The organism is Mycobacterium sp. 1245499.0, assembly GCF_001673615.1.
Taxonomy (GTDB): Bacteria; Actinomycetota; Actinomycetes; order Mycobacteriales; family Mycobacteriaceae; genus Mycobacterium; species Mycobacterium europaeum_A.
The window spans coordinates 21,260-45,527 of record NZ_LZMG01000264.1 but is presented as its reverse complement, the minus strand read 5'-3'; the positions used below and the strand labels follow the sequence as shown (position 1 = coordinate 45,527).

General features: G+C 68.4%; 20 protein-coding genes and 1 pseudogene. 15 read left to right on the top strand and 6 right to left on the bottom strand.

Going from position 1 to position 24,268, the window contains the following annotated elements:
* The 8 genes and pseudogenes from A5646_RS29010 to A5646_RS15070 all read left to right on the top strand — a co-directional run.
* Nucleotides 1-163 (top strand): annotated as a pseudogene (locus tag A5646_RS29010) ((2Fe-2S)-binding protein); the annotation flags it as partial.
* A gap of 74 nt (nt 164-237) precedes the next feature.
* Nucleotides 238-1,371 carry a M42 family metallopeptidase gene (locus tag A5646_RS15100; RefSeq protein ID WP_066877811.1) on the top strand — a complete coding sequence of 378 codons (1,134 nt, stop codon included), beginning with the start codon at nt 238-240 and terminating at the stop codon, nt 1,369-1,371.
* A gap of 141 nt (nt 1,372-1,512) precedes the next feature.
* Nucleotides 1,513-2,529: a GHMP kinase gene (locus A5646_RS15095; protein WP_066871909.1), complete on the top strand. Its 1,017-nt coding sequence runs from the start codon at nt 1,513-1,515 to the stop codon at nt 2,527-2,529.
* Nucleotides 2,517-3,134, top strand: a complete 618-nt coding sequence (locus A5646_RS15090) for an SIS domain-containing protein (RefSeq protein WP_197505204.1) — start codon at nt 2,517-2,519, stop codon at nt 3,132-3,134. Before A5646_RS15095 ends, A5646_RS15090 begins: the two co-directional genes overlap by 13 nt.
* A gap of 8 nt (nt 3,135-3,142) precedes the next feature.
* Complete coding sequence (locus A5646_RS15085) at nt 3,143-3,697, top strand: HAD-IIIA family hydrolase (RefSeq protein WP_066882345.1); 555 nt, start codon at nt 3,143-3,145, stop codon at nt 3,695-3,697.
* 227 nt (nt 3,698-3,924) lie between these two features.
* Nucleotides 3,925-4,875, top strand: coding sequence for a GNAT family N-acetyltransferase (locus tag A5646_RS15080; protein WP_156765609.1), 951 nt, complete (start codon nt 3,925-3,927; stop codon nt 4,873-4,875).
* 155 nt (nt 4,876-5,030) lie between these two features.
* A complete protein-coding gene (locus A5646_RS15075; RefSeq protein ID WP_067022357.1) occupies nt 5,031-5,720 on the top strand; it encodes a DUF5642 family protein in 690 nt (229 codons plus the stop codon).
* 27 nt (nt 5,721-5,747) lie between these two features.
* Nucleotides 5,748-6,398 (top strand): DUF5642 family protein, encoded by a 651-nt coding sequence (locus tag A5646_RS15070; RefSeq protein ID WP_067022355.1) that lies wholly within the window; start codon nt 5,748-5,750, stop codon nt 6,396-6,398.
* A gap of 61 nt (nt 6,399-6,459) precedes the next feature.
* Here A5646_RS15070 and A5646_RS15065 read toward each other — a convergent pair whose 3' ends face one another.
* Nucleotides 6,460-7,056, bottom strand: a complete 597-nt coding sequence (locus A5646_RS15065; protein WP_197498220.1) for an alpha-ketoglutarate-dependent dioxygenase AlkB — start codon at nt 7,054-7,056, stop codon at nt 6,460-6,462.
* A 93-nt stretch (nt 7,057-7,149) separates the two neighbouring features.
* Between A5646_RS15065 and arcA the strand changes: the two genes are divergently transcribed.
* Nucleotides 7,150-8,361, top strand: a complete 1,212-nt coding sequence (arcA, locus tag A5646_RS15060; protein WP_067022353.1) for an arginine deiminase — start codon at nt 7,150-7,152, stop codon at nt 8,359-8,361.
* An 8-nt stretch (nt 8,362-8,369) separates the two neighbouring features.
* Here the strand turns inward: arcA and A5646_RS15055 are convergent, their stop codons facing one another.
* Nucleotides 8,370-9,914: a dolichyl-phosphate-mannose--protein mannosyltransferase gene (locus A5646_RS15055; RefSeq protein WP_197499557.1), complete on the bottom strand. Its 1,545-nt coding sequence runs from the start codon at nt 9,912-9,914 to the stop codon at nt 8,370-8,372.
* An 82-nt stretch (nt 9,915-9,996) separates the two neighbouring features.
* On the opposite strand from A5646_RS15055, the gene rsmI reads away from it, so the two are divergent.
* On the top strand, nt 9,997-10,833 hold the full coding sequence (gene rsmI / locus A5646_RS15050; protein WP_067022367.1) for a 16S rRNA (cytidine(1402)-2'-O)-methyltransferase: 837 nt from the start codon (nt 9,997-9,999) through the stop codon (nt 10,831-10,833).
* Here rsmI and A5646_RS15045 read toward each other — a convergent pair.
* Genes A5646_RS15045 through A5646_RS15035 form a run of 3 tightly spaced genes read right to left on the bottom strand, consistent with a single transcriptional unit; the run spans nt 10,830 to nt 14,229 of the window.
* Nucleotides 10,830-12,080, bottom strand: a complete 1,251-nt coding sequence (locus A5646_RS15045; protein WP_067022351.1) for an aminodeoxychorismate synthase component I — start codon at nt 12,078-12,080, stop codon at nt 10,830-10,832. The genes rsmI and A5646_RS15045 overlap by 4 nt on opposite strands.
* Before the next feature lie 59 nt (nt 12,081-12,139).
* Nucleotides 12,140-13,051 (bottom strand): RNA polymerase sigma-70 factor, encoded by a 912-nt coding sequence (locus A5646_RS15040; RefSeq protein WP_066882357.1) that lies wholly within the window; start codon nt 13,049-13,051, stop codon nt 12,140-12,142.
* Nucleotides 13,048-14,229, bottom strand: a complete 1,182-nt coding sequence (locus A5646_RS15035) for an NAD(P)/FAD-dependent oxidoreductase (RefSeq protein WP_066882359.1) — start codon at nt 14,227-14,229, stop codon at nt 13,048-13,050. Before A5646_RS15035 ends, A5646_RS15040 begins: the two co-directional genes overlap by 4 nt.
* Before the next feature lie 392 nt (nt 14,230-14,621).
* On the opposite strand from A5646_RS15035, the gene A5646_RS15030 reads away from it, so the two are divergent.
* Together A5646_RS15030 and A5646_RS15025 are read left to right on the top strand one after the other, a co-directional pair.
* The gene (locus tag A5646_RS15030) at nt 14,622-16,295 is read left to right on the top strand and encodes a hypothetical protein (RefSeq protein WP_067022365.1); all 1,674 of its coding nucleotides are present in this window, start codon (nt 14,622-14,624) and stop codon (nt 16,293-16,295) included.
* A 205-nt stretch (nt 16,296-16,500) separates the two neighbouring features.
* Nucleotides 16,501-18,366 carry a bifunctional diguanylate cyclase/phosphodiesterase gene (locus A5646_RS15025; RefSeq protein WP_067022349.1) on the top strand — a complete coding sequence of 622 codons (1,866 nt, stop codon included), beginning with the start codon at nt 16,501-16,503 and terminating at the stop codon, nt 18,364-18,366.
* Between the two features lie 7 nt (nt 18,367-18,373).
* Here A5646_RS15025 and A5646_RS15020 read toward each other — a convergent pair whose 3' ends face one another.
* A complete protein-coding gene (locus A5646_RS15020; RefSeq protein ID WP_067022347.1) occupies nt 18,374-19,168 on the bottom strand; it encodes an FkbM family methyltransferase in 795 nt (264 codons plus the stop codon).
* 318 nt (nt 19,169-19,486) lie between these two features.
* Between A5646_RS15020 and A5646_RS15015 the strand changes: the two genes are divergently transcribed.
* The 3 genes from A5646_RS15015 to A5646_RS15005 all read left to right on the top strand — a co-directional run bounded on the left by A5646_RS15015 (nt 19,487) and on the right by A5646_RS15005 (nt 24,263).
* Nucleotides 19,487-21,166: a hypothetical protein gene (locus A5646_RS15015; RefSeq protein ID WP_231998334.1), complete on the top strand. Its 1,680-nt coding sequence runs from the start codon at nt 19,487-19,489 to the stop codon at nt 21,164-21,166.
* 140 nt (nt 21,167-21,306) lie between these two features.
* A complete protein-coding gene (locus A5646_RS15010) occupies nt 21,307-22,770 on the top strand; it encodes a polysaccharide biosynthesis tyrosine autokinase (RefSeq protein ID WP_066871867.1) in 1,464 nt (487 codons plus the stop codon).
* A 53-nt stretch (nt 22,771-22,823) separates the two neighbouring features.
* Nucleotides 22,824-24,263 carry an O-antigen ligase gene (locus A5646_RS15005; protein ID WP_231998335.1) on the top strand — a complete coding sequence of 480 codons (1,440 nt, stop codon included), beginning with the start codon at nt 22,824-22,826 and terminating at the stop codon, nt 24,261-24,263.
* The last annotated feature ends 5 nt before the right edge of the window (nt 24,264-24,268 follow it).

The following is a 24,268-nucleotide window of genomic DNA, read 5'->3' as shown; positions in this document are numbered from 1 at the left end:
CGTCCATGCGGCCGTGCGCGACGAGGACTTCGCGATGCTGCCGCAATGCGGCGAGGGCGTCCGGCACGGCCAGCACGACCACATGATCATCGGGCGCAACGAAATCGCCGTACAACACATGATCAGGGTGTTCGCCCAGGAACTGGGCGTGGCGCTGAGCTGACATATTCGGGCTTTCGGCGTAGTCGCAGGCCGGGGCGGGTACTGATCCTCTGACCCCACGATGGAGAGGATCTGATGGCGCATCGCGACCGCGATTCCACCGACGAGTTGTTGCAAGAGCTGTTGTTGACCTACGGGCCGTGCGGGCAGGAGGACGCCGTTCGCGAAGTCATCGCCCGTGAACTGCAACCGGTGGTCGACGACATGTGGACCGACGACGCCGGCAACCTGATCGGATACGTCGCCGCCGATCCGTCCGCCGCCGACAGTGGGGCACCCAACCACCGCCACCGCACCGAGGCCATCCCCGGCACCGCGACACGCGTCATGGCGCACATGGACGAACTGTCCATGATCGTCAAGCGCGTAGAACCCGACGGCACACTGCATTTGACGCAGCTGGGCACCATGTACCCGGGAAACTTCGGACTGGGCCCGGTCTCCGTCCTCGGCGACAACGAAACCCTCACGGCCGTACTGACTCTCGGCTCCGAGCACACCACCCAGGAAAGCTCGCGGATCTGGGAGACCAAGCCCGACCAGGGCGACCGCGCGCTGGACTGGGATCACGTCTACGTTTTCACCGGCCGCACCGCCGACGAGCTGACTGCCGCCGGGGTGCACCCAGGCACCCGAGTCTGCATGGACCGCAGCAAGAGATCGATGGTCGAGATCGGCGACTACGTCGGCGCCTATTTCCTCGACGACCGCGCCGCGGTGACCGCGCTGCTGAAGGCCGCGCGGCTGCTGCGCGAGCGCCAACAACGGCCCGCCGACGACGTCTACCTGGTGTTCACCACCAACGAAGAGATCGGCGGGGTGGGCGGCACCTACGCCAGCGCCACCCTGCCCGGCGACCTCACCCTCGCGCTGGAGGTCGGCCCCACCGAACGCGAATACACCACCAGCGTGACGGGCGGCCCGATCATCGGCTACAGCGACGCGCTGTGCGTATACGACAAGAGCGTCGCCGACCGGCTTCTGAAAATCGCCACCGACCGCGAACTGTCACCGCAGGCCGCCGCGCTGGGCGCCTTCGAATCCGACGCCTCGCACTCGAAGGCCAGCGGGCTGACCGCGCGCGCCGGCCTGCTGTGCCTGCCCACGCTGAGCACCCACGGCTATGAAGTCATCGCCCGCCGCGCGATCGACGACATCGCCGCGATCGTCGTCGATTTCGTGCTGGAGCCCAGTCGGAAGAAGTCCTGAAAACCCGCCGATCGCGCTGGTCAGCCTGTTAGGCTGGCGACGCTTCACTGTCCCCGGATGATGGGATTAGCACGTGGCGGGCGTGGCCTCTCGGAAATCGCTATCCGGTTGGTTGAGTGAACGAATCGAAGGCCAATCCCCGTGACGCGTCCCCGAATTCGCGCACGAGCGCCGCTGCGGATCTCGTTCGCCGGGGGCGGCACCGACGTGCCGCCGTTCCCGACGACCGAAGGCGGCTGCGTCCTTTCGGCGACCATCGACCGCTACGCCCAGGGATCGCTGGTGCCCCGCACCGACCGCCGGGTCAGCATCGAATCGGTGGACTTCAAGACCACCCACGAGATGACGCTCGACAGCGAAATCCTCTACGACGGCAGCCTCGATCTGATCAAGGCCGCGGTGCGCAGATTCGGCCGCGACGGCACGGACGGCTACGACCTGGTGCTGCGTTCCAGCGCACCCCCCGGCTCCGGGCTGGGTTCGTCGTCGACGATGATGGTCGCCCTGACCGGCCTGCTGGCCGAGCATTACCGGGTCCCGATGGGCGAGTACGAGACCGCCCAACTGGCGTGTGCCATCGAGCGTGAAGACCTGGGCATCGCGGGCGGCATGCAGGACATGTACGCCGCGACGTTCGGCGGATTCAACTTCATCGAGTTCACCGACCGCGTGATCGTGAATCCCCTGCGGATCCGGGACGAGACCGCCTTCGAGCTCGAACTGAGCCTGCTGCTGTGCTACACCGGCATCACCCGTGACTCCGCGCGGGTGATCGAGGACCAAACCCGGCGCGCCACAACGGGTTCGGATGACACCCTGGCCGGCCTTCGGGCCCAGAAGGACCTGGCGGTGGCGATGAAGGCGGCGCTGCTGACCGGAAAGCTCAACGATTTCGGTGCTCTGCTCGGCGAAGCCTGGACCCACAAGAAACGGATGTCGCCCTACATCACCAACGAGCGCATCGACGACCTCTACGATCTCGCGCTCAAGAACGGCGCGCTGGGCGGCAAGCTCACCGGCGCCGGCGGCGGGGGATACATTTTGCTGTTCTGCGACTTCGCCAAGAAACACCGTCTCATCGAGGCCCTCGAGGGTGCCGGGGCCACCGTCACCGAATTCGCCTTTGAGAGCAAGGGATTGACAACATGGTCGGCATGACCGGGCCGGACGTCGTGTCACCGAGCGTCGAGCTGGTCCAGCGGCGGCTGGCCGAGACCATCGCGGTCAAGCAACAAATGCAGCAGGGCGACTTCGCCGCACGGACCGTCGAAGTGGCGCGGGTGATCATCGCCTCGCTGCGCGCCGGCGGCAAGGTGATCTTCTTCGGCAACGGCGGCTCTGCGCAAGATGCCGGACACCTGGCGGCGGAACTCATGGGCCGCTTCGCTTTTGACCGCCCCGGACTCGCGGCGATCAGCCTTCCCGACGCCACCGCGGCCATGACGGCGATCGGCAACGACTACTCCTATGACGAGGTGTTCGCCCGCCAGGTCCTGGCCGCCGGGCGTCCCGGCGACGCGGTGGTCGGCCTGACGACATCGGGCAACTCGCCCAACGTCGTTCGTGCGCTCGAGGTCGCCGGCCAGGCGGGGATGACGACCGTCACGCTCACCGGCGCCCTCGGCGGCAAGGCGGCCGACGTCGCCGAGATCTGCATCCGGGTGCCCAGTCACGACACCGGGCGAATCCAGGAAGCATGCCTGCACCTGGGCCACTCCATCTGCGAAATGGTCGAGGCGGCATTGTTTCCCAGGCCCTCCTGACTTCGACGATGGCCGCACCCGATCTGAGCAACGTGCGCACCGTCTTTCTGGACCGGGACGGCACCATCAATGTCAAGGCCGCCGACGGCGAGTACATCCGATCGCCGGACGAGTTGGTGCTGCTGCCGGGCGCGGCCAAGGCGGTGGCCGCCCTGAACGCCGCCGGTCTGCGGACGGTGCTGGTGACCAACCAGCGGTGGCTCTCGGAAACGCCCGCCGAGCCAGGGTGTTTCACGACCATCCAGCAGCGGCTGCACCAACTGCTGGCGAACGACGGCGCCCGGCTCGATGCCGTCTACCACTGTCCGCACGCGGCGAACAGCTGTGAGTGCCGCAAGCCCCTCGCCGGGATGTTGGTGCGCGCGGCGCAAGAGCACGGCTTCGAGCTGGCCGAGTCGGTCATGATCGGCGACGGCGACACCGACATGATGGCGGGCCGGACGGCGGGAACGGCGACCATCCTGCTGCGCACGGGTGGCCACCGGACCGTCGATGCGGACTTCGTGGTCGACGACCTGGCCGGCGCGGTGCAACTGGTCTTGAGCGCCCGAGCGTCGCTTTAGGTCGGTTCAAGAACACGCCGCGCATCCTTGCCGCCGCCGCCACCGGCTCATAACCTGGGCAACATCCGACCGCAGCCGGGTTCCTCGGGCCGGCGCGGTAGACGACGGCAAGCAGGCGGGCAGGTCATGGCATCACCGCGACGCACCCAGTGGTGTCGCGGTGCTGCGGGCGGCGGTCCGTAGCGGTGGCCGGACTGACCGGCGCCCGGGTGGACGAGCTGGCGACGATGGACATCTTCCAGGGATGTCCCGCCGAAGACCTCGCCCCGCTGGCGGGCCGCCTGCAGCCCCTGCGCGCCGCGCCCGGCCAGGTGCTGATGCGCCAGGGCGAGCAGGCCGTCTCCTTTTTGCTGATCTCCTCGGGTACCGCCGAGATCAAACACGTCGGCGACGACGGTGTCGTGATCGTCGAGCACGCGTCCCCGGGCATGATCGTCGGCGAGATCGCCCTGCTGCGCGACATCCCCCGCACCGCGACGGTGACCACCGCCGAACCGCTGACCGGTTGGATCGGTGACACCAGAGCCTTCGCCAGCTTGGCGCACATCCCCGGCATCACGCCGCGGCTGCTGCGCACCGTGCGCCAGCGTCTCGCCGCGTTCATCACGCCGATCCCGATCCGCGTTCGGGACGGCACGCTGCTCCTGCTGCGCCCGGTGTTGCCCGGCGACAGCGAGCGCACCGTGCACGGCCACATCTACTTCTCCAGCGACACGCTGTATCGGCGCTTCATGACCCCGCGGCTGCCGACCCCGGCTTTGATGCACTACCTGTCGGAGGTCGACTACGTCGATCACTTCGTGTGGGTGGTCACCGACGGCAGCGACCCGGTGGCCGATGCGCGCTTCGTGCGCGACGCCAACGACCCGACGGTCGCCGAGATCGCCTTCACCGTCGCCGACGCCTACCAGGGCCGCGGCATCGGCACCTATTTGATCAGCGCGCTAGCCATCGCCGCCGACGTGGACGGCATCGAAAGGTTCTCGGCGCGAATGCTTTCCGACAATGGGCCGATGCGCGCGATCATGGATCGCTACGGCGCCGTCTGGCACCGCGAGGACATCGGCGTCATCACCACCGTGATCGACGTTCCCCATCCGCGTCACCTGCCGTTCCGGCGTGACGAGGCCGAGCAGATCAAGCGCGTCGCCCGCCAGGTGATCGAGGCCGTCGGCTAAGACGGCGAAGTGCTTTGAACCGGGCGCCTGTCTCCGGACCACGAGGTGACTTCCAAATCCGCTGGCGCATGTGCTAGCACGTTTGGTGATTCCGACCTGACCCGGCGCTGGCGTGGGGCAGCCGGTATGGCGCTCTGCTGTGCTATCAACTCCTCATGCGGCCGTTCGGGATTGGCCCGGCGGTGACCACAGCGCTCGCGTTGGCCGTCGCCGGGTGCGCTCACCCACCCGCGCCCAAACCGCCGCCCGTTGCGGCGAAATCGCCGCCGAGCACCACCGCGGCCGTCAATCCCGCCAACATCAAACGGGTCGTTCGCGACCTGCCGCCCGGTTACGAGGTGACCACCGGTATCCCCAGCGCGGCCTCCCCGAGGGTGATCTGGAGCCTGGGGGACGATCTGCAGGCCAAGCCGGCCAGGTGCGGGGCGCTAGCCGACCCCGGGAACGGGCGCGACCAATCGGCGCAGGGCGTGTCGGGCTCAGGCAGTGGCGGCATCGTCAACGCGGTGGTGGTGGCTTTGCCGGGACCGGTCGATTTCCCCGACGAGCTGGTCACGGCGTGCGCCCAGTGGTCGGAGACCGCCGGGAACACCGTGGCGCATGTCCACCTCACCGACGCGCCGCACGTCGAAGGCGTCCAAACCATCGGCATGGTGGCCGACGTCAAGTCATCGGTCGAGTCCGGCACCGAAATAGATTCGCGCATTCATACTTTCACCGCCTACCTGGGCAGCTACTACGCGTTCACCACGCTGACCACCGATCCGGGCTCGGCGCTTCCGGTGCTGCCGCCGCAATTCGCCGCGGACCTGCTCGCCAAAACGGTGTCCACGTTGCGCAGCTGAGCTCTCCGCTTGGGTAGATTGGCCACGATGTCCAAGATGTTGCTCGCGGTTGCGGCCGTCTGCGTTTTGGCCGGCTGCTCATCGCCCACTCACCCGGCGAAGGTCGACATCAACAAGGTCGTCGACGTGAAGTCCAGCTTCGGAGCCGACTACAAGGTCAGCGACATCAGCGAACGGGGAATAGACCCCAAGCTGCTGGCCGGCCGCAAACTGCCCGACGGGTTGACGTTCGACCCGGCGAACTGCGCGAAAGTGGCGGCCGGGCCGGACATGCCGGCCGATCTGCAGGGCAACATGTCCGCGGTCACCGCCGAGGGCCGCGGCAACCGGTTCGTGGTGATCGCGCTGGAGACCTCAAAAGCGTTGCCCCTCAACGATCCCGGGAAGGACTGCGCCAAGGTGACCTTCGCCGGCCCGCAGCTGCGCGGCGGCGTTCAGGTGGTCGAGGCGCCGCAGATCGACAGCACCCGCACGCTGGGTGTGCATCGCGTGATGCAGGCGTTGACGCCGGGCGGTCCGCGCACCGGTGAGCTGTACGACTATTCGGCCGCATTCGGCGACTACCAGGTGATCGTCATCGCCAACCCGCTGGTGATTCCGGATCAGCCCGTCGCCCCCGTCGACACCCAACGCGCGCGCGACTTGCTGGTCAAAGCGGTGTCGGCGGTGCGCACCTAAACCGCTCAGCTTGATGGCGGCGGCCCGCCGCGCCCGGCTCCGCCGCGCTTGCGGCCGCCGCTCAGCGCACGCCGCGCGGCCGGAACTGAATGCTGACCCGCGGACCCACGGCCGCCGTCGTCTTGGGCACGGAGTGCTCCCAGGTGCGCTGGCACGATCCACCCATCACCAGCAGGTCGCCGTGCGCCTGCGGCAACCGCAGCGACGGGCCGCCGCCGCGGCGGCGCATCGCGAAGGCGCGGGTGGCGCCCAGGCTCACGATCGCCACCATGGTGTCCTCGGAGCTGCTGCGGCCGATGGTGTCGCCGTGCCAGGCGACGCTGTCCGAGCCGTCGCGATAGCAGCACAACCCCACCGTGGTGAAGGGCTCACCGAGTTCACCGGCGTAGATGTCGTTGAGCCGGCGGCGCAGCCGGGCCAGCTCAGGGTGCGGCGGCTCATCGACCGCGAGGTCGTGAAAGCTCACCAGCCGCGGCACGTCGACCACCCGGTCGTACATCTGCCGGCGCTCCTCGCGCCACGGCACCGTCGACAGCAAGGCCTCCAGCAGGTCATCGGCGTCGGTGAGCCAGCCGGCACGGATCTCGATGAACGCGCCGTCACCGAGTTCTCGGCGCTCGGTGTGCTGGAACAGGGAGCCTTGGACCGCGATCTCCACGCCACCGAGTTTATCGCACATCCGTTCGATGACACGGGGCGCGCGCTGCGCGTGTGGCGGGACGGTACGCCCCGGCGCCGCTACGGTTGAGCTGTGGGTGTTGTCGAGCTGGGCACCAATTCCGAGGTCGGCGCGCTGCGCGTGGTCATCCTGCACCGCCCCGGTGCCGAGCTGCTCCGGCTGAACCCGCGCAACGTCGACCAGCTGCTGTTCGATGGCCTGCCGTGGGTCGCTCGCGCGCAAGACGAGCACGACCAGTTCGCGGCGCTGTTGCGGTCCCGCGGCATCGAGGTGCTGCTGATGTCGGATCTGCTCACCGAGGCGCTGACACACAGCGGAGCCGCGCGGATGCAGGGCGTCGCGGCTGCCGTTGACGCGCGACGGCTCGGACTGCCGTTGGCGCAAGAACTTTCGGCATACCTGCGGGGGCTCGAGCCGGCCCGGCTGGCCCAGGTACTGATGGCCGGGATGACGTTCAACGAGTTACCCGCCGACACCCGGACCGACGTCTCGCTGGTGCTGCGCATGCACCACGGCGGTGACTTCGTCATCGACCCGCTGCCCAATCTGGTGTTCACCCGCGACTCATCGATCTGGATCGGGCGGCGGGTGGTGATCCCGACGCTGGCGCTGCGCGCCCGCGGCCGCGAGGCGTCGCTGACCGATCTCATCTACGCCCACCACCCGCGGTTCACCGGCGTGCGCCGGGCCTACGAGTCGCGCACCGCCCCCGTCGAGGGTGGTGACGTGCTGCTGCTGGCGCCCGGCGTGGTCGCCGTCGGGGTGGGGGAGCGGACCACCCCCGCCGGCGCGGAAGCCTTGGCGCGCAGCCTGTTTGATGACGACCTGGCGAACACCGTGCTGGCGGTGCCGATCGCGCAGCGGCGTGCCCAGATGCACCTGGACACGGTGTGCACGATGGTCGACACCGACACGGTGGTGATGTACGCCAACATCGTGGACTCGTTGTCGGCGTTCACCATTGCGCGCACGCCCGACGGGGTGGCCATCAGCGACGAAGCCCCCTTCTTGGAGGCGGCGGCCAAGGCGATGGAGATCGACAAGCTGCGGGTCATCGACACGGGGCTGGATCCCGTTGTCGCCGAACGCGAACAGTGGGACGACGGCAACAACACGCTGGCGCTGGCGCCGGGTGTGGTGGTCGCCTACGAGCGTAACGCCCAGACCAATACCCGCTTGCAGGACGCCGGCATCGAGGTGCTGACCATCGCCGGATCGGAACTGGGCACCGGCCGCGGCGGCCCGCGGTGTATGTCCTGCCCGGTCGCCCGCGACCTGTTGTAAGTAGCGCGCTACCGCCAGCTGGGCAACCAGATCTCCATGTTCCACGTCTGCTGCGAAATCGGCAGGCCGGTGAGCACCGGGAACAGCCACGCGAAATTCGTCACCACCAGCGCCACGTAACAGCACACGGCGATCAACCCCAGCGTGCGTCGCTCCGAATTCGCCTGCAGCTGCAGCCGCAGCCGCCGGGGTGGCGCGCCGGGGGTGTAGAGCACGTCGCCGCAAATCAGCGCGATGGCCATCACCAAAAAGGGAGCCATCGTCGCCGCGTAGAAGAAGTACATCTGCCGGTCGATGTCGGCGAACCAGGGCAGCCAGCCCGCGCAGTAGCCGACCAGCACCGCGGCGTAGCGCCAGTCGCGGCGGACCAGCATGCGCCACAACGCGAAAACGAGCACCGGCACCGCCAGCCACCACATCGCCGGCGTGCCCACCAGCATCTCGGCCTTGACGCAGGACTGGGCGCCGCACCCGGGGACGTTCTGCTCGTCGATGGCGTAGAGCACCGGCCGCAACGACATCGGCCAGCTCCACGGTTTCGATTCCCAGGGGTGGTAGTTGCCCGCGGAATTCGTCAGGCCCGCATGGAATTGGAACGCCTTGGCGGTGTAGTGCCACAGCGACCGGATGGCATCCGGCAGCGGCACCAGCGAGCGGGGGCCGATCGTCTGGCCCACCTCGTGCCGGTCGATGGCGGTCTCGGAGGCGAACCACGGTGCGTAGCTGGCCAGATACACCAACACCGGAATGACGCCCAGCGCATAGGCGGTGGGGATGAGGTCGCGGCGCAAGGTTCCCAGCCAGGGCCGGGTGACCTGGTACTGGCGCCGCGCGGCCACGTCGAACGCCAGCGACATGGCCCCGAAGAACAGCACGAAGTACAGGCCGGACCACTTTGTGCCACAAGCCAATCCGAGCAGGATCCCGGCGCCGAACCGCCACCACCGTACGCCCAGCCGCGGACCCCACACCGTGTCGGCGTGGCGGCCGTCGGCCAGCGCGGCGTGCATCCGCTGCCGAACCTGGTCGCGGTCGACGATCAGCGCGCCGAACGCCGCGACCACGAAGAAGGTGAGTATGCCGTCGAGCAAGGCGGTCCGCGCGGCGACGAAGCTGACGCCGTCGCAGATCACCAGCACGCCGGCGATCGCGCCGATCAACGTCGAGCGGCTGATCCGCCGGACGATCCGCATCACCAGCGCCACCATCACCACGCCGAGCAACGCGCCGGTGAACCGCCAGCCGATGCCGCTGTAGCCGAAGACCGCCTCGCCGAGGGCGATCAGTTGCTTGCCGACCGGCGGATGCACGACCAGGCCGAACCCGGGGTTGTCCTCCACGCCGTGGTTGTGCAGCACCTGCCAGGCCTGCGGGGCGTAATGCTTTTCGTCGAAGACCGGGGTGCCGCCGTCGGTAGGTGAGCCCAGGTTCAGGAAGCGGGTGATCGCCGCCACCAGCGCGATGATCCCGGTCACCACCCAGCCGCGGACCTGATCGGTCGGACCGAAGTCGGCCACCGGCACCAACGGTCCGGGGCTGACGACGGGCACCACACGTTGCGTCTCGGCACCCTCGATGGTCGGGGGGGATTCGCGGGGCGGGGCGGTCATCGGTGTCGATCGTAGGCTGTCGGTCATGACCACCGGCCGCCTGTTGCTGGGCGCGACCCCGCTGGGCCAGCCGTCGGATGCCTCACCCCGCCTGCTGGACGCCCTGGCCCGAGCCGAGGTGGTGGCCGCCGAGGACACCCGGCGGGTGCGCACTTTGGCCAAGGCCCTCGACGTACGCATCACCGGCCGGGTGATCAGCATGTTCGACCAGGTCGAGAGCTCCCGGGTGGATTCGCTGGTCGAGGCGATCCGCGCTGGCGCGACGGTGCTGGTGGTCAGCGACGCAGGTATGCCGCTGATCAGCGACCCCGGCTATCGGCTGGTGACGGCCTGCGTGGACGCCGACCTGCCGGTGCGCTGCCTGCCGGGCCCGTCGGCGGTGACGACCGCGCTGGCCGTGTCCGGTCTGCCGGCCGAGAGGTTCTGCTTCGAGGGATTCGCGCCGCGCAAGAAGGGGGCGCGGCGAAGCTGGCTGGATTCGCTGGCCGACGAGCGGCGCACCTGCGTGTTCTTCGAATCCCCGCGGCGGTTGGCGGCGTGCCTGCAGGACGCCGTCGAGCGGCTCGGCGGCGCACGCCGCGCGGCGATCTGCCGGGAGCTGACCAAGGTGCACGAGGAAGTGGTGCGCGGCTCGCTCGACGAGCTGGCGGCCTGGGCGGCCGACGGGGTGCTCGGTGAAATCACCGTGGTGCTGGCCGGCGCCACGCCGCGCGCCGACCTGCCGGCGCTGGTCGCCGAGGTCGAGGACCTGGTCGCCGGCGGCGCCCGCATCAAGGACGCCTGCGGCGAGGTGGCCGGCATGCATCCGGGGGTGCGTTCGCGCCAGCTCTACGACGCGGTGCTGCGGTCCCGCCGCGACTAGCCCGCCGCGCTCGCGGCGGCGATCGGCGGCAGCCCGACGACCGGGGACGCCTTGTGCAGGCATTCTTTCCATTCGGCGTCCGGGTCGGAGTCGGCGGTGATGCCGCCGCCGACGCCCAGCACCGCGCCACCCGCGGCGTCGAATTCGACGGTGCGGATCGCGACGTTCAACTCGCAGCCCGCCACGGGTGAGGCCAATCCGATTGTCCCGCAATATATTCCGCGGCGGTTGGGTTCCCACTGCGAGAGCAGTTGGCGGGCACGGTGTTTGGGGGTGCCGGTGACCGAGGCGGGAGGGAAGGTGGCGTCCAGCAGCGCCGAAGTCGGCAGCTCGGTGGGGACCTGCGCGGACACCGTCGAGACCAGGTGCCACACGCCCGGCGCCCGGCGCACCACCAACAACTCGGGCACGGTCACCGTGCCGACGATCGCCACCCGGCCAAGGTCGTTGCGGACCAGGTCCACGATCATGATGTTCTCGGCGACCTCTTTGGCCGACGCGCGCAGCGCCGACGGCCACGCAGCCAGCGGCAGCGTGCCCTTGATCGGGCTGGACGCCACCACCGTCCCGCGCCGCCGCAAGAACAGCTCCGGGGACAGCGACGCCACCGCACCCCAGGCGCCGGCGACGTAGGCCGCCCGGGCGGGGGAGGTGCGGGCGACGCCGTCGATGAAGAAGTCCAGCGGGGCGCCGGTGACGGCACCGGTGAACTGCGTGCACACGCAGGCCTGGTACACCTCGCCGGCGCGGATCGCCTCCAGGCAGGCCAGCACGCCGTCGCGATGCGCCGCCCGGTCGGCGATGCCCCACTCGATGTGGCACTCGCGCGCGGCGGCCCTCGGTCTGGTCAGCGCGGTGGTCAGCCAGTCCGGCATCGGCGCACCGGAGAGGCTCTCGTACCACCATTGGCCGTCGCGGTCGCGGCGCAGCACGCAGTCGGTCCAGCCGCCGGCGGCCTCGGGAATCCGGTGGGGCCGTGCGTCGGCGCCGGCGTCCGGATACGACAGGTAACCGATCCAGCCGCCGCCCACCGCGCGCGGCTCCGGCGTCCGCGCTACCGGGACCGCGAAGACGTCGTCGACGTGCACGGGGTGCACCGACAGGCTCGGCGCGATCACCGCCAGGGCGCCGAACCACTCACCGGTCAGCGCGGCGGGCGGGGGCAGGCCGAGCCGGCCGGTGGCGTCACCCACTGCGCGCAGCACCTGAGGTGCGGCGCCAAGATCGCCGAGCCGGTCGATGCGCACCGCTCTAGCTTGTCAGAGCGGCGGCGTTTCGCATCCCCCGCGGCACCGGGCGGATGGGCTCACCCGCGGCTGATGTCGCGGGCGGTGGCCAGCGCCGCCAGCTTCTGCGGGTTGCGCATCACATAGAAGTTGGTGATCTTGTCGCCGGTGATCTCGAGCGTGATCACGCCTTCGAGCTGGTCGCCGAGGTATAGCAGCACCGCCGGGGCACCGTTGCAGGTCACCATTTCCACCCGCGTCGCGCCCATGGTGGCGGCCCGGCGCATTAGGCCGACGATGGCGCGGGCCACCTTCTGGGCGCCGACCACCGGTCGGCGGGCGGCGCTCACCACACCGCCGCTGTCGGCGGTCCAGGTGGCATCGGGGGCGAGCATGGACATCAGCGCCTCCACGTCGCCGCCGGCCGCGGTGGCCAGGAACTGCGCGGTGATCTCGGCGTTGCGTTCGGGGTCCACCGTGTCGAACCGCTTGCGCCGGGCGCGGACATGTTCGCGTGCCCGGTGGGCGACCTGCCGGACGGTGGGCGCCGGCCTGCCCACCGCCGCGGCGATCTCGCCGTAGTCGAAACCGAACACCTCGCGCAGCACGAACACGGCCCGCTCGTCGGGACTCAGCGTTTCCAGCACCACCAGCATCGCCATCGAAATCGACTCCGCCAGAACGACATCGGCGGCGGGATCCTGCTCCTCGAGCAGCAGCGGCTCGGGCAACCACGGCCCCACGTAGTCCTCACGCCGGCGCGCACCGGCCCGCAGCGAGTTCAGCGCCTGGCGGGTTACCAGCTGGGCCAGGTACGACTTGGTGTCGCGGACCGTCGCCAAGTCGACCGCCGCCCACCGCAGATAGCTGTCCTGCAAGACGTCGTCGGCCTCGGTCGCCGAACCCAGCATCTCGTAGGCGATGGTGAACAGCAGTGGCCGCAGCATGGTGAACCGTTCGGCGTGCTCGCTGCCGGTCGGTGCCTGTGTCATCGCGCGGCGACCCCCTCGGGTGACTGTGCGGGCCGCTTGCCGCCCTTGATCCAGCGATACGAACCGGGCTTGGCGGCCTCGCGCCGGATCGACCACAGCGTGCCCTTGCAGATCGCTTCCTTGAGCGACGCCGCCGCCCGGCCACCGAGGTACATGTTCACCGGGGTGTCATCGGTGCGCGCCATCTGGAACGTGGCGTGCGTGCGGCCCAGGCTGATGCACTGCCCGACGAACGCCTGGCTCAGCGCCGCGGGGACCTCGCCCGCGATGCGGCTGAGCACGGTGTTGGCGGCCTGCGCACCCAGCGGGCCGGCGGCCTGGCAGCTCATCCGCAACGGCTGACCCGACGGCGCGGCGGCGTCCCCGGCGGCGACGATGCGCTCGTCGTCGATGCTGGTGAGCGTCTCGTCGGTGAGCAACCGGCCGATCGGGTCGGTGTGCAGGCCGCTGCGCGTGGCCAGGTCCGGCACCGCGAACCCGGCCGTCCAGATGGTCGCAGCGCTGGGCAGCACCACGCCGTCGCTGAGCACCACGGCATCCCAGCGCACCTCCTCCACGGCCACCGATTCCAGCACATTGACCCCCAGGCGGCGCAGCCGCTTGGCCACCGAGCGCCGGCCCCGCTTGCTCAGCGACGGACCGAGGACGGGACCGCACACCAGGGTCACCGGGCGTCCGCCCTCGGCCAGCTCGGAGGCGGTCTCGATGCCGGTCAGCCCGCCACCGACCACCGTGATCGGCGCGGGCAGCGGCAGATCGGTGAGCGCGTAGTGCAGCCGCTGCGCGCTTTCCAGGTCGGCGACCGAATGCGCGTATTCCGTGTAGCCGGGCACCGTCGACCCTGGCGCACCCGTGCTTCCCACGGCGTAAATCAGGTAGTCGTAGTCCAGCTCGGCGCCCGAGGTCAGCAGCACCCGGCGGTCGGCGGCCTGGATGACCTCGACGCTGTCGACGATCAACCGGATGCCCTCGCCGAGCAGCGTCGCGTAGTCGGCGGTCGCCGTGCCGGTGTCGGCAACCAGCTGGTGCAGCCGGATGCGCTCGACGAAGACCGGTCGGGGGTTGACCACGGTGATGTCGATGTCCGGGCGTTGGCGCAAATGGTTGGCGGCGAGGGTGCCGGCGTATCCGGCGCCGACAACGACGACATGGGTTCGTTCGGGGACCGACTCGGTCATGGCTGTCTCCTATTCGTGAGGACCTGTGCCCTTGAGACACCGCAGACCCGACGAGCGTGACAGGCTCGCCCGCAATTGTGACCCGTCTCACTGCCCGTCATCGGCGCCACCGGTCAACCGACCGCCCGAACCCCGCTGAGCTGCGACGACGCCACGCCGACAGGCGCGTGATACGCTGCGCTACGCCAATTCGTGGCCTGCCCCGGACCGGATGCACGCACCACTGGAAAGCGCGAAATTTGGGGCCACTTACCCGCGCACGGGTGTGTATTGGGGGAAGCAACCTTGACGACGACCTTCGCTGTGACTGGGCCCGGCGCCGCGCCGGGACCGGCTCAGTCGCGCAGCCCTCGCGGGCCGCTGTCGTCGGTCGCGATCTGACGCCGGTGGCCATCGTGTGCTCATTGAGGAAACGCGCGCTGGCCGCTCTCGCGTGCGCGGTGGTGGTGCTCGGCGGCTGCGGCGACAAGAGCGATCCCGGACCGCTGTCGGCGATGGTTAGTCCGGCCATCCCGCCCACCGCGCAGGAGATCCCCAACCCGCTGCGCGGCCAGTACGAGCAGATGCTGAATCCGCTTTTCCCGCAAGGCAACCCGGCTCAGCAGCGCTACTCGGCATGGCCCGCGTCGTACGACGCCAGCCTGCGCGTCTCCTGGCGGCAGTTGCAGCCCGTCGATCCGCGCACGTTGCCCCCCGATGCGCCCGACGACCGCAAGTTCGATTTCAGCTCGATCGACGACGCGCTGACCAAGCTCGGTAGCCGCAACATGCGCCTGACCCTGGGCGTGTACGTCTACAAGTCCTGCTGCAACGACTCGTATTCGGACAACACCAACATCGCGATTCCGGACTGGCTGCGCCCCTCGGCCGCCAGTTATCCCGCGCCGCCGACCGGTTCGGCCCCGGGCGTCACCCATGTGGTGCCCAACTTCAACGACCCCGACTACCTCAACGGCGTCAGCCAGCTGCTGGCCGCGCTCGGTCGTCGTTACGACGGCGACGAGCGCCTGTCGGTGTTCGAGTTCTCCGGGTACGGCGACTTCGGTGAGAACCAACTGGGGTACCTGCGCGATTCGCTGAGCGCGCCGGGCCCCACTCCCGACGAAAGCGCCGCAAAGCTGGGCTATTACAGCCAGTTCCGCGATCAGAGCATCACCAAGGCCTCCATCGCGCAGTTGGTCACGGCCAACGTCAACGCCTTCCCGCACACCCAGCTGGTCGTCGCTCCGCAGAATCCGGAGATCGTCCGCGAACTGTTCGCCGACGACGTCACCAAGAAATTGTCCGCGCCGGTCGGGATCCGCGCGGATTGCCTCGGCGTGCAGGCGCCCCTGCCGGAATGGGCCGAGGCCAACGACTCGCACTACGTCCGCTCCAACGACGCGGTCGTCAACGCCATCAAGCAGCGGCTGATGACGGCGCTGGTGATCAGCCAGTGGTGCCGACTGCCGAGCGGAGCCGACGCCCGGTCGTATTACGAGAAGGGCCTGCACGACGTCATCCGGTATCACGTGTCGATGACGTCGAGTGCGGATTTCCCGGACCGCGATGCGACGTCGGCGATGGATCCCAAGCTGTTCCAGGTGTGGGCCCAGGCCAATACCGCTGCCGGTTACCGGTATTCGGTCGAGGCGAAGCCGGGATCGCAATCGATCCAGGACAAGGTGGCGACCATCTCGGTGGTGTGGACCAACTATGGCTCGGCGGCGGCCACCGAACGCTGGGCGCCCGGCTACAAGCTGGTGGACTTCTCCGGCGCGGTGGTTCGCACACTGTCGGCCACGGTCAATCTCAAGACGCTGGTGCACGACGAGTCCAGCCAATCGCGTGAGGAACCGGTTGCGGAGTCGGCCAGCGAGTCGGTGCATGTCGACGTGACCGGCCTCGCGCCCGGGCATTACACGCTGCGCGCCTCCGTCGAATGGCAACAGCACACGCCGGGCGCCTCACACGTGGTGAACTATGCGCCCATGGCCCTGGCCCGCGACGGGCGAGACGGCTCCGGGCTGTATCCGATTGCCACACTTGACATCCCGAGCGACGCGGCCTCAGCAAACGGTCAGTGACCCGCCGCGGCGCACGCCGTGCACCGCCCACCGACATCTCGTCGTAAGACCTGATGGAGCCGGATCTGCGTGTTACCGTTTCCAGACGGATTTCGGCCGCGCCGCGGCGCGGTTCGAAATGCAACCAGCAAACAACCGAGCGAACTATCGGACCCCTTCGACGGGTACTCGAACGGGTCGCCGTGTGCCCCGTATCGGAGGACCCGTGCCGCGCAGCCTGAACCTGGTGGTCACCTCCGTCGCCACCCAGCTGATGGAGGCCACGGCGTCCACGGCGACCCGGGTCAGCGAAAGGGTCCTCGCGCAGCTCGTCGAGCAATTCGATGTGGACGCCAGCTTCCTGCGTCACCACCAGCCCGACGCCGCCGCCTCGGTGTTGGTGGCCGAGTGGCCGCGACGAGCCGGCGCCGCCGATCCGGATCCGATGGCCGATCTCGAGTTGGACGGCGCCGAGTCGGTGCTCGCTCGATGCGAACGCGACAGGAAGCCGGTGGTGACCCGCCCGAACCAGTCCGCCGGCGGGCTTCGCCGCTGGCTCAACCAGCGCACGGCACCGGTCACGCCCTCGCTGGCCGTCGCGCCGCTGGTGTCCGCCGACGCGACGACCGGTGTGCTCGGCTTCGTCAAGTTCGGCGCCCGCCGGTGGAAACAAGAGGAGATCAACACGCTCGAGGCGGTCGCCGCCCTGTTCGCTCAGTTGCAAGCGCGCATCGCCGCCGAAGAACGGCTCCGCTATCTCGCCGAACACGACGACCTGACCGGCGTCTACAACCGTCGGGCGCTGGTCGCGCACCTGACCGAACGGCTCGCGGCCGACAGCCCCGGGCCCGTCGCGGTCTTCTACCTCGACCTGGACCGGCTCAAGCCGATCAACGATTACCTCGGCCACACCGCGGGCGACTGGTTCATCCGCATGTTCGCCCAACGCATCGAGGAGTGCGCGGGCAGCGAGAGCATGATCGCCCGGCTGGGCGGCGACGAGTTCGTGGTCATCCCGGACCGGCCGATGTCGTCGGAGGATGCCGAGGCGTTCGCGCGTCGCCTGTCGGCGATGCTGTGCGACCGATTGACCATCGGCGGGCACGTGATCAGCCGCACCGTCAGCATCGGGCTGGCGATGGGCGCGCCGGGGACCGACAACTGCGCCGATCTGCTCCGGCGAGCCGACGAGGCCGTGCTGACGGCCAAGCGCGCCGGCGGTAACCAGACCGCGGTGTCCACCGACGACATGTCGCTGAAACGCGCCTTCCGCAACGACATCGAGCTGCACCTGCAGGGCGATATCGAAAGCGAAGGCCTGATCCTGCACTACCTGCCCGAGGTGGACCTGTGGACCGGGGCCGTCGTGGGCGCCGAGGCGCTGGTGCGCTGGCGCCATCCGGTCTGGGGGCTGCTGTTGCCCGACGCGTTCATCGGGGTGGCCGAATCGACCAACCTGGCCGCGGAGCTGGGCAGCTGGGTGATGCGCAGCGCCTGCGCCGAATTCAGCGGGTGGCGCGCCACCGGCGTCGGCCAAGGCGCCATGTTGCGCATCAACGTGTCACCCATTCAGCTGATCAGCCGCGGCTTCGTGGAAAGCGTCGCCGACACCATCGGCGAGTTCGGGATCGATGCCGAATCGGTGTGCCTGGAGATCACCGAGCGCGCGGTGGTGCACGACATCGACACCACGCGAAAGACCTTGGCGGAGCTCAAGGACGTGGGCGTGCAGATCGCCATCGACGACTTCGGCACCGGCTACGCCGTCCTGTCACACCTGAAGTCGCTGCCGGTCGACATGCTCAAGATCGATGCCGGCTTCGTGCGCGACGTCGGCACCAACGCCGGCGACCTGGCCATCGTGCGCGCGATCATCGGGCTGGCCGAGGCCTTCGGCCTCGAAGTGGTGGCCGAAGGGGTCGAGACGCCCGCTGCCGCACTGACTTTGATGCAACACGGGTGCCACCGGGCGCAGGGCTTTTTGCTCTCGCGTCCGCTGCCGGGTGACGCGATGGAAGCGCTGCTGTCCGCGCGGTGGATGCCGATGCCGTTTCTCGCCGATCGCGAGTCGTCGTCGATGGGGTCGCTGTAGCAGCCCCTCAGGCGCCCTCGGGCACGAAGACGAAGTTGTTGACATAGACGCCGCGACCCGCCCAACCGTCTTCCTGGCTGCCAACGTTGGCCGGATCCTGATGCCGGGCCGGGTCGAACTCCGCGATCGGCCGTCGAACGCCATCGAGATCGAAGTAACCCGCGTAGCCCAGTCCCTGCAGCAGTCCGGTGATCTCGGCGACCGAATTGGGATGATGGCGTTCCTCGGCCTCCACCACGATGACCGGGCGCTGCTGTGTGAGTGTCTTTGTGGCGCCGTGCAACACGGCGAGCTCGTGGCCTTCGACGTCGATCTTGATCAGGCCGATGTCGGTGAGGCCGAGATCATCGAGGCGTCGGACCGGCACCTCGATGCTGCGAATCGTGCCGTCGCTGACGTCGCCCAGTGCGTTGCCGGCCTCGATTGTGCTGCGGCCCGGCTCGGACGCGACCACCCGCATGGTCATCACGCCGGGCTCATCCGACAACGCCACCGCTTCGACTTGCACCGCGGCGCCGACCGCGTCGAACATCGATGCCAGATCGCGGGCCTGGGCCGGTCGCGGTTCGAACGCGATCACCGATCGCGACGAGGCCAGCATCGCGATGGTGAACTCGCCGAGGTCGGCCCCGATGTCCACGGAGATCCGGCGCGGATCGCACAACGACGCCACCAGCTGGATGTCCGGGCGGGATTGCCCGAGGCTCTGCAGGATGCGGAATTTGCGCCGCCAGAACCGGCGCGGTGCGAGTTTCTGTGCCGCAGGTGCGAGCCAACGTTTGACCGAGCGTGCGACAGCCATCTTCGGTGATCTCCTGCCCGATTCGCGGAGCCATCAGCTTAGTCGACCCGCCGGCGGCCCCGGGTGCGGTGAACGAACTGACCACCCGGATTTGCCGGTGCGCTCCGGGTGTGGGCTATAGCCTGTTGTAACCCTTGACATCCCACACCACCATGCGACGTCAGCCAACGGGTCAACGACGGTAGCGAAACGCGAACCACCAGAGAGGTAGCAGTCGATGCGTTTGATCCAGACGGTGCATGCCGGCCGGTGCATGCCGATGTCGTTGCTCGCCTACCGCGAGCCGTTGTCGCCCGACGCGGTTTAGCGAAAGACATCATGGTCCGGACAAATCGACACCGGAAGATCCTTGTCGTCGCCGTGTGCCTGGGGTTGGTGCTGAGCGGATGCGGACGCGGCGGTGACCCTTCGCCGCTGACCGCGATTGGCAGTCCCGCCATACCGTTGTCGGTACAGGACGTATCGAATCCGCTGCGCGGCCAGTATGAGGATCTCTTGCAACCGCTGTTCCCGCAAGGCAATCGCGCGCAGCATCGGTATCCGGCGTGGCCCGCATCGTTCGACGCCAGCTTGCGGGTGCCGTGGCGACAGTTGCAGCCCACCGACCCGAGCACGTTGCCGCCCGACGCTCCCGACGAGCGCAGGTTCGATTTCAGCGTGATCGATGACGCGCTGGCCAAGCTGGCCGGCCGCAACATGCGGTTGACCCTGCGGGTGGTCGCCTACAACTCGTGTTGCGACAACACCTATGCGAACAACACCAACATCGCCATGCCGGACTGGCTGCGCTCGGCGGCCACCAATTACACCGGTCCACAACGCTATTGGTGGACCCCCGGAGTCACGCATGTCGTTCCGAATTGGAACGACCCGAACTACCTCAACGCATTCGGTCAGTTGCTGGCCGCGCTGGGCCGCCGCTACGACGGGGACGAGCGGCTGTCCGTTTTCGAGTTCTCCGGCTACGGCGATTTCAGCGAGAACCACATCTCGTATCTGCGTGACACGTTGGGTGCGCCCGGCCCGGCACCCGACGAGAGCGTCGCCAAGCTCGGCTATTACAGCCAGTTCCGCGACCAGAACATCACCGCCGGCTCCATTCAGCAGTTGGTCGCCGCCACCGTAAACGCCTTTCCGCACACACAATTGGTGACGACGGCGCTGAACCCGGAAATCGTGCGCCAACTGCTCGCCGACGATGTCACGAAGAAACTGTCCGCGCCGGTGGGTATCCGTGCTGATTGCCTCGGGGTCCAGCCACCGCTGCCCGCCTGGGCGGAAAAGGACGGCTCGCACTATGTGCAGTCGAAGGATCCGCTGGTTGGCGCACTGAGAAACCGGATGGCCTCGGCCCTGGTGATCACCGAATGGTGTCAACTGCCTGACGGGACCGATCCACGCACCTATTACGAAAAGGGCCTCGACGACGTCGTCAAGTACCACGTGTCGATGACATCCAGTTACAACTTCCCGGCCGTGGACGCCACCGCTCCGATGGACCCCGGGTTGTACCTGCTGTGGGCGCAAGCCAACGTCGTCGCCGGATACCGATATTCGGTGGAGGCGGGTCAGGGATCGCAATCGGTGAACGACGGCAAGGCGACACTGACCGTCACCTGGACGAATTACGGCGCCGCCGCGGCCACCGAGAACTGGGTGCCCGGCTACCGGCTGGTCGATTTCTCTGGGGCGGTGGTGCGTTCGATTCCCGCGACGGTGCCGCTCAAGACGCTGATCCAATCCCAACTCGGGGATGGCTCACGCAGGGAGCCCGTCCCGACGTCTGCCACCGAGTCCGTGCACGTCGACCTTTCGGGCTTGGCGCCGGGGCACTACACGTTGTGCGCGGCGGTGGATTGGCAACAGCACAAGCCGGGAGCCACCCATGTGGTGAACTATCCGCCCATGCGGCTGGCTCGCGACGGGCGCGACGGTGCAGGTTGTTATGCGCTTGCGACGCTCGACCTGCCGCGGGATGCGCAGACTCGCGCGAGTTGATGCACCGGCAAGGCGCGGCTGGCGATTTCGGCAATGCGAACGTGACGATGCTGCATAATCTGCAGTGGGTAAGCGCGGCCGGTGCTAGAAATCGCGAGCGACGCAATTCGCGCCTGAGGTTTTAGAGAGGTTATCAGCCGATGGATTTCCGCACCTTTGTCCGGATTCTCGGCCTGCATTGGAAACTCGCACTCACCGCCTTATTGGCCTGTACCGTCGGCGCCGCATTCGTTACGGCGTTGCAGACGAAGCACTACCAGTCGTCGGCCACGGTCCTGATTTCGTTTTCGGGTGCGACCGACCTGAACGAGTTGTACAGCGGCACAGAGGCGGCACAAGAACGGTTGTCGTCGTATGCCCAGATCGCCGGCGGCCGCATTGTGGCCGAGCGCGCGATCCGCCAGCTTCAGCTTCCCCTGAGCACCGACGAGGTGCTGAGCCAAACGCAGGTGAAATACACTGCGAAATCGGTGCTCTTCACGATCAGCGTCAAAGACACCGATCCGGCCCGGGCCGCCGCGCTGGCGGGCGCGATGGCCAATCAGTTCGGCGTGATCGTCCCGACGCTCGGTCAGGCCCCGGTCCCCAACGGCGTCAGCGGTCCGGTGACCCCGGTGCAGCGCCCCGAGCCGGCTGAAGCGACCGCGCCGCCGACCCCGTCGCCGGACGTGCCGGCAACGACGGGCCCCACCGGGAAACCATGGCCGGCGGCCCGAGCGACGGTGGTCGAGCCGCCCCGGGTGCCCACCGTTCCGGTCTCGCCGGTGCCGATGCGCAACATGGTGATCGGGTTCATCGCCGGTGTCCTTCTGGCCATCGCGGTCGCGCTGACCCGCGAGGCCAGCGACCGCACCATTCGCACCCGCGAGAAGCTGGAAGGCGTTTCAGGCCTTCCGATTTTGGCGGAGCTGCCCGGAAAGCGCGGCACCGTTCCGCGCTTCGGCACCGACGCGGCATCCGACGATGCCGTCCGTGGCCTGCGCACCCGGCTGCTCAGGGCGGTAGGACCGGAGGCCCGCCGGGTGCTGGTGACCGGGCCGTTCGGCGGCGAAGGCACGACGACGACGGCGATGAACCTCGCGCTCGCGCTCGCCGAAATGGGCGAAGACACACTGCTTGTCGAGGGCGACAGTCGCCGGCATGTGCTGGCGGGCCTGCTGCGGGTCGAATCCGGCGAGGGACTGGGCAACGCGTTGGCCAACCCCGCCATCGCCGCGGAAGCCGTGAAGCCGACGCCGATTTCGCGGCTGTTCATCCTGGCGTCGCGGTCCGCGCGCCGCGAGAGTTTGCCCGCCAGTGCCTATTTGCCGGAAGTGCTCGACCGGGTCCTGCAGGAATTGTCGTCGCGCTTTGATCGAATCGTGGTCGACGGTCCCCCGGTCCTGGCGACGGCCGACGCCGGGCTGCTGGCCGGTGCCGTCAACGCGACGGTGTTGGTGGTGCGGGCGCGGCGCACCACGGCCGACGAGCTCAACGATGCGCTGACCGCTCTGCGTGCCGCCGGCGCGCACGTCGTCGGGACCGTGTTGGTCGATGCGCGCCAATCCCTGCACATCAGGGCGGCGGACCGCGCCTACCGATCGAAGGCCAGCGGGTCGGCGTGAACCTCTACCTGCGGGCTCGTCATCGCCTGGCGGTGGAGGGAACGCTGCTGGCGATGTTCGTGTTCGGGTGTTTCGCGTTCGGCGTGTTCTCGGTCCGCCGAACCACCGAGGGAGTGCTGCTGACCGCCGCGTTGTTCTGCGTGGTCGTCTACTGGGTGAAACCCGAAGGAATGGTGGCGGTCACGCTCTTCGGTGCCTTCGCGGCGCTGCCCGAAGGCCTGCACGTCGGCAAAGTCATTGGCCCCGTGACCATCTACGCCTACCACGTGGCCGCGGTGCTCGCGATCTGCTACCTGATCCCGACCGTGCGTCCGCGGGCCCATGATTTCTTGTTGCCGGGGCTGTTGGTGCTCACCGTGGTCTGGTCCACCGTCACCGGGTTCGAAACCGGCCATGCCGACCTGGTGGTGATGCGCGAATCGACCACCATGATCGAAATGGCCATCGGATTCGTGTTGGCGTTGTTCGTCGTCTACGGCGGTCACGTCAAATTCTCGATCCGGGTGATGATCGTGATCCTGTGGTTTTCCGCGGGCATGGCGATTGTGAGTTCGCTGTTCGCCATCCGGCTGGCCGGCCGCGCGGAAAGCCTGGAGGGCGCCACGGGTGCCGGCCAGGCCGTGCGCATCATCCTGTCCACCCAAACGCCGGCCACCGCCATATTGTCCGCCCTGGTCGCTGCCCCGATCGTCGGACGAGTAAGGCCCGCAATGTATTTCGCACTCGGCCCGCCGGCGCTGAGCATCTCGCTGTTATCCTTCTCCCGCAACACGCTGATCTCCATGGGGGTGGCGGCCGGCGTGGCGTTGGTCGGCAGCCTGAGCTGGGCGGCGGTGCGGCGCACGATCACCACCGCCACGGTCGGATTGGCCATGATCGCGGTGACGGTGCCCGGGTCGCTGTTCTTGCTGCAACGCTCGAAAACCGGGGCGTGGCTCAGCGATCAATACGCCGCCTTCAATCAGCGGGTGCTCGGCGGGGTGACGTCCAGCGCACTGGCAGTGGACGATTCGGCGTTGGAACGATTACGGGAAATCAATCTGCTCAAGGAGACCATCGCCCAGGCCCCGGTGTTCGGCCATGGCCTGGGCTACGTCTATCAGCCACCAACCGGGGACGACGAGTTCCACCTGTACCTCTATCCCGCCTACTCCCACAACTTCTACCTGTGGTGGCTTGCCAAGGCAGGAGCGGTGGGCATGGCGGTGTTCGCGATATTCGCGCTCACACCCGTGATCCTGGCGCTGCGCTGCGCGCCGGCCGCGGCGAAAATCAGCGCGGCGGTCGCCGCCGGACTCCTTGCGATATCCGCCGTCTGGCCGCTGCCGGAGATGCCGATGGACGCGCTGGGCCTGGGTGTGGCCTTGGGCGCCGCAATGGGATACGCCGGCCTGCGGCGCAGGAGCGGTGACGCGGCCCCGACCGACGCCGACCCCGCGCCGACGTCCGGTCCGACCGATCATGCCAATGCCGGCATCGCCACGGCCCGCTGACCGCG

Coding starts and splice junctions, on each gene's coding strand:
- A5646_RS15020 (WP_067022347.1), bottom strand. CDS start 19,168: ATGGCTGTCGCACGCTCGGTCAAACGTTGGCTCGCACCTGCGGCACAG.
- A5646_RS15085 (WP_066882345.1), top strand. CDS start 3,143: ATGGCCGCACCCGATCTGAGCAACGTGCGCACCGTCTTTCTGGACCGG.
- A5646_RS15040 (WP_066882357.1), bottom strand. CDS start 13,051: ATGACACAGGCACCGACCGGCAGCGAGCACGCCGAACGGTTCACCATG.
- A5646_RS15100 (WP_066877811.1), top strand. CDS start 238: ATGGCGCATCGCGACCGCGATTCCACCGACGAGTTGTTGCAAGAGCTG.
- A5646_RS15005 (WP_231998335.1), top strand. CDS start 22,824: ATGTTCGTGTTCGGGTGTTTCGCGTTCGGCGTGTTCTCGGTCCGCCGA.
- A5646_RS15070 (WP_067022355.1), top strand. CDS start 5,748: ATGTCCAAGATGTTGCTCGCGGTTGCGGCCGTCTGCGTTTTGGCCGGC.
- A5646_RS15015 (WP_231998334.1), top strand. CDS start 19,487: ATGGTCCGGACAAATCGACACCGGAAGATCCTTGTCGTCGCCGTGTGC.
- A5646_RS15010 (WP_066871867.1), top strand. CDS start 21,307: ATGGATTTCCGCACCTTTGTCCGGATTCTCGGCCTGCATTGGAAACTC.
- A5646_RS15080 (WP_156765609.1), top strand. CDS start 3,925: ATGGACATCTTCCAGGGATGTCCCGCCGAAGACCTCGCCCCGCTGGCG.
- A5646_RS15090 (WP_197505204.1), top strand. CDS start 2,517: ATGGTCGGCATGACCGGGCCGGACGTCGTGTCACCGAGCGTCGAGCTG.
- A5646_RS15075 (WP_067022357.1), top strand. CDS start 5,031: ATGCGGCCGTTCGGGATTGGCCCGGCGGTGACCACAGCGCTCGCGTTG.
- A5646_RS15035 (WP_066882359.1), bottom strand. CDS start 14,229: ATGACCGAGTCGGTCCCCGAACGAACCCATGTCGTCGTTGTCGGCGCC.
- rsmI (WP_067022367.1), top strand. CDS start 9,997: ATGACCACCGGCCGCCTGTTGCTGGGCGCGACCCCGCTGGGCCAGCCG.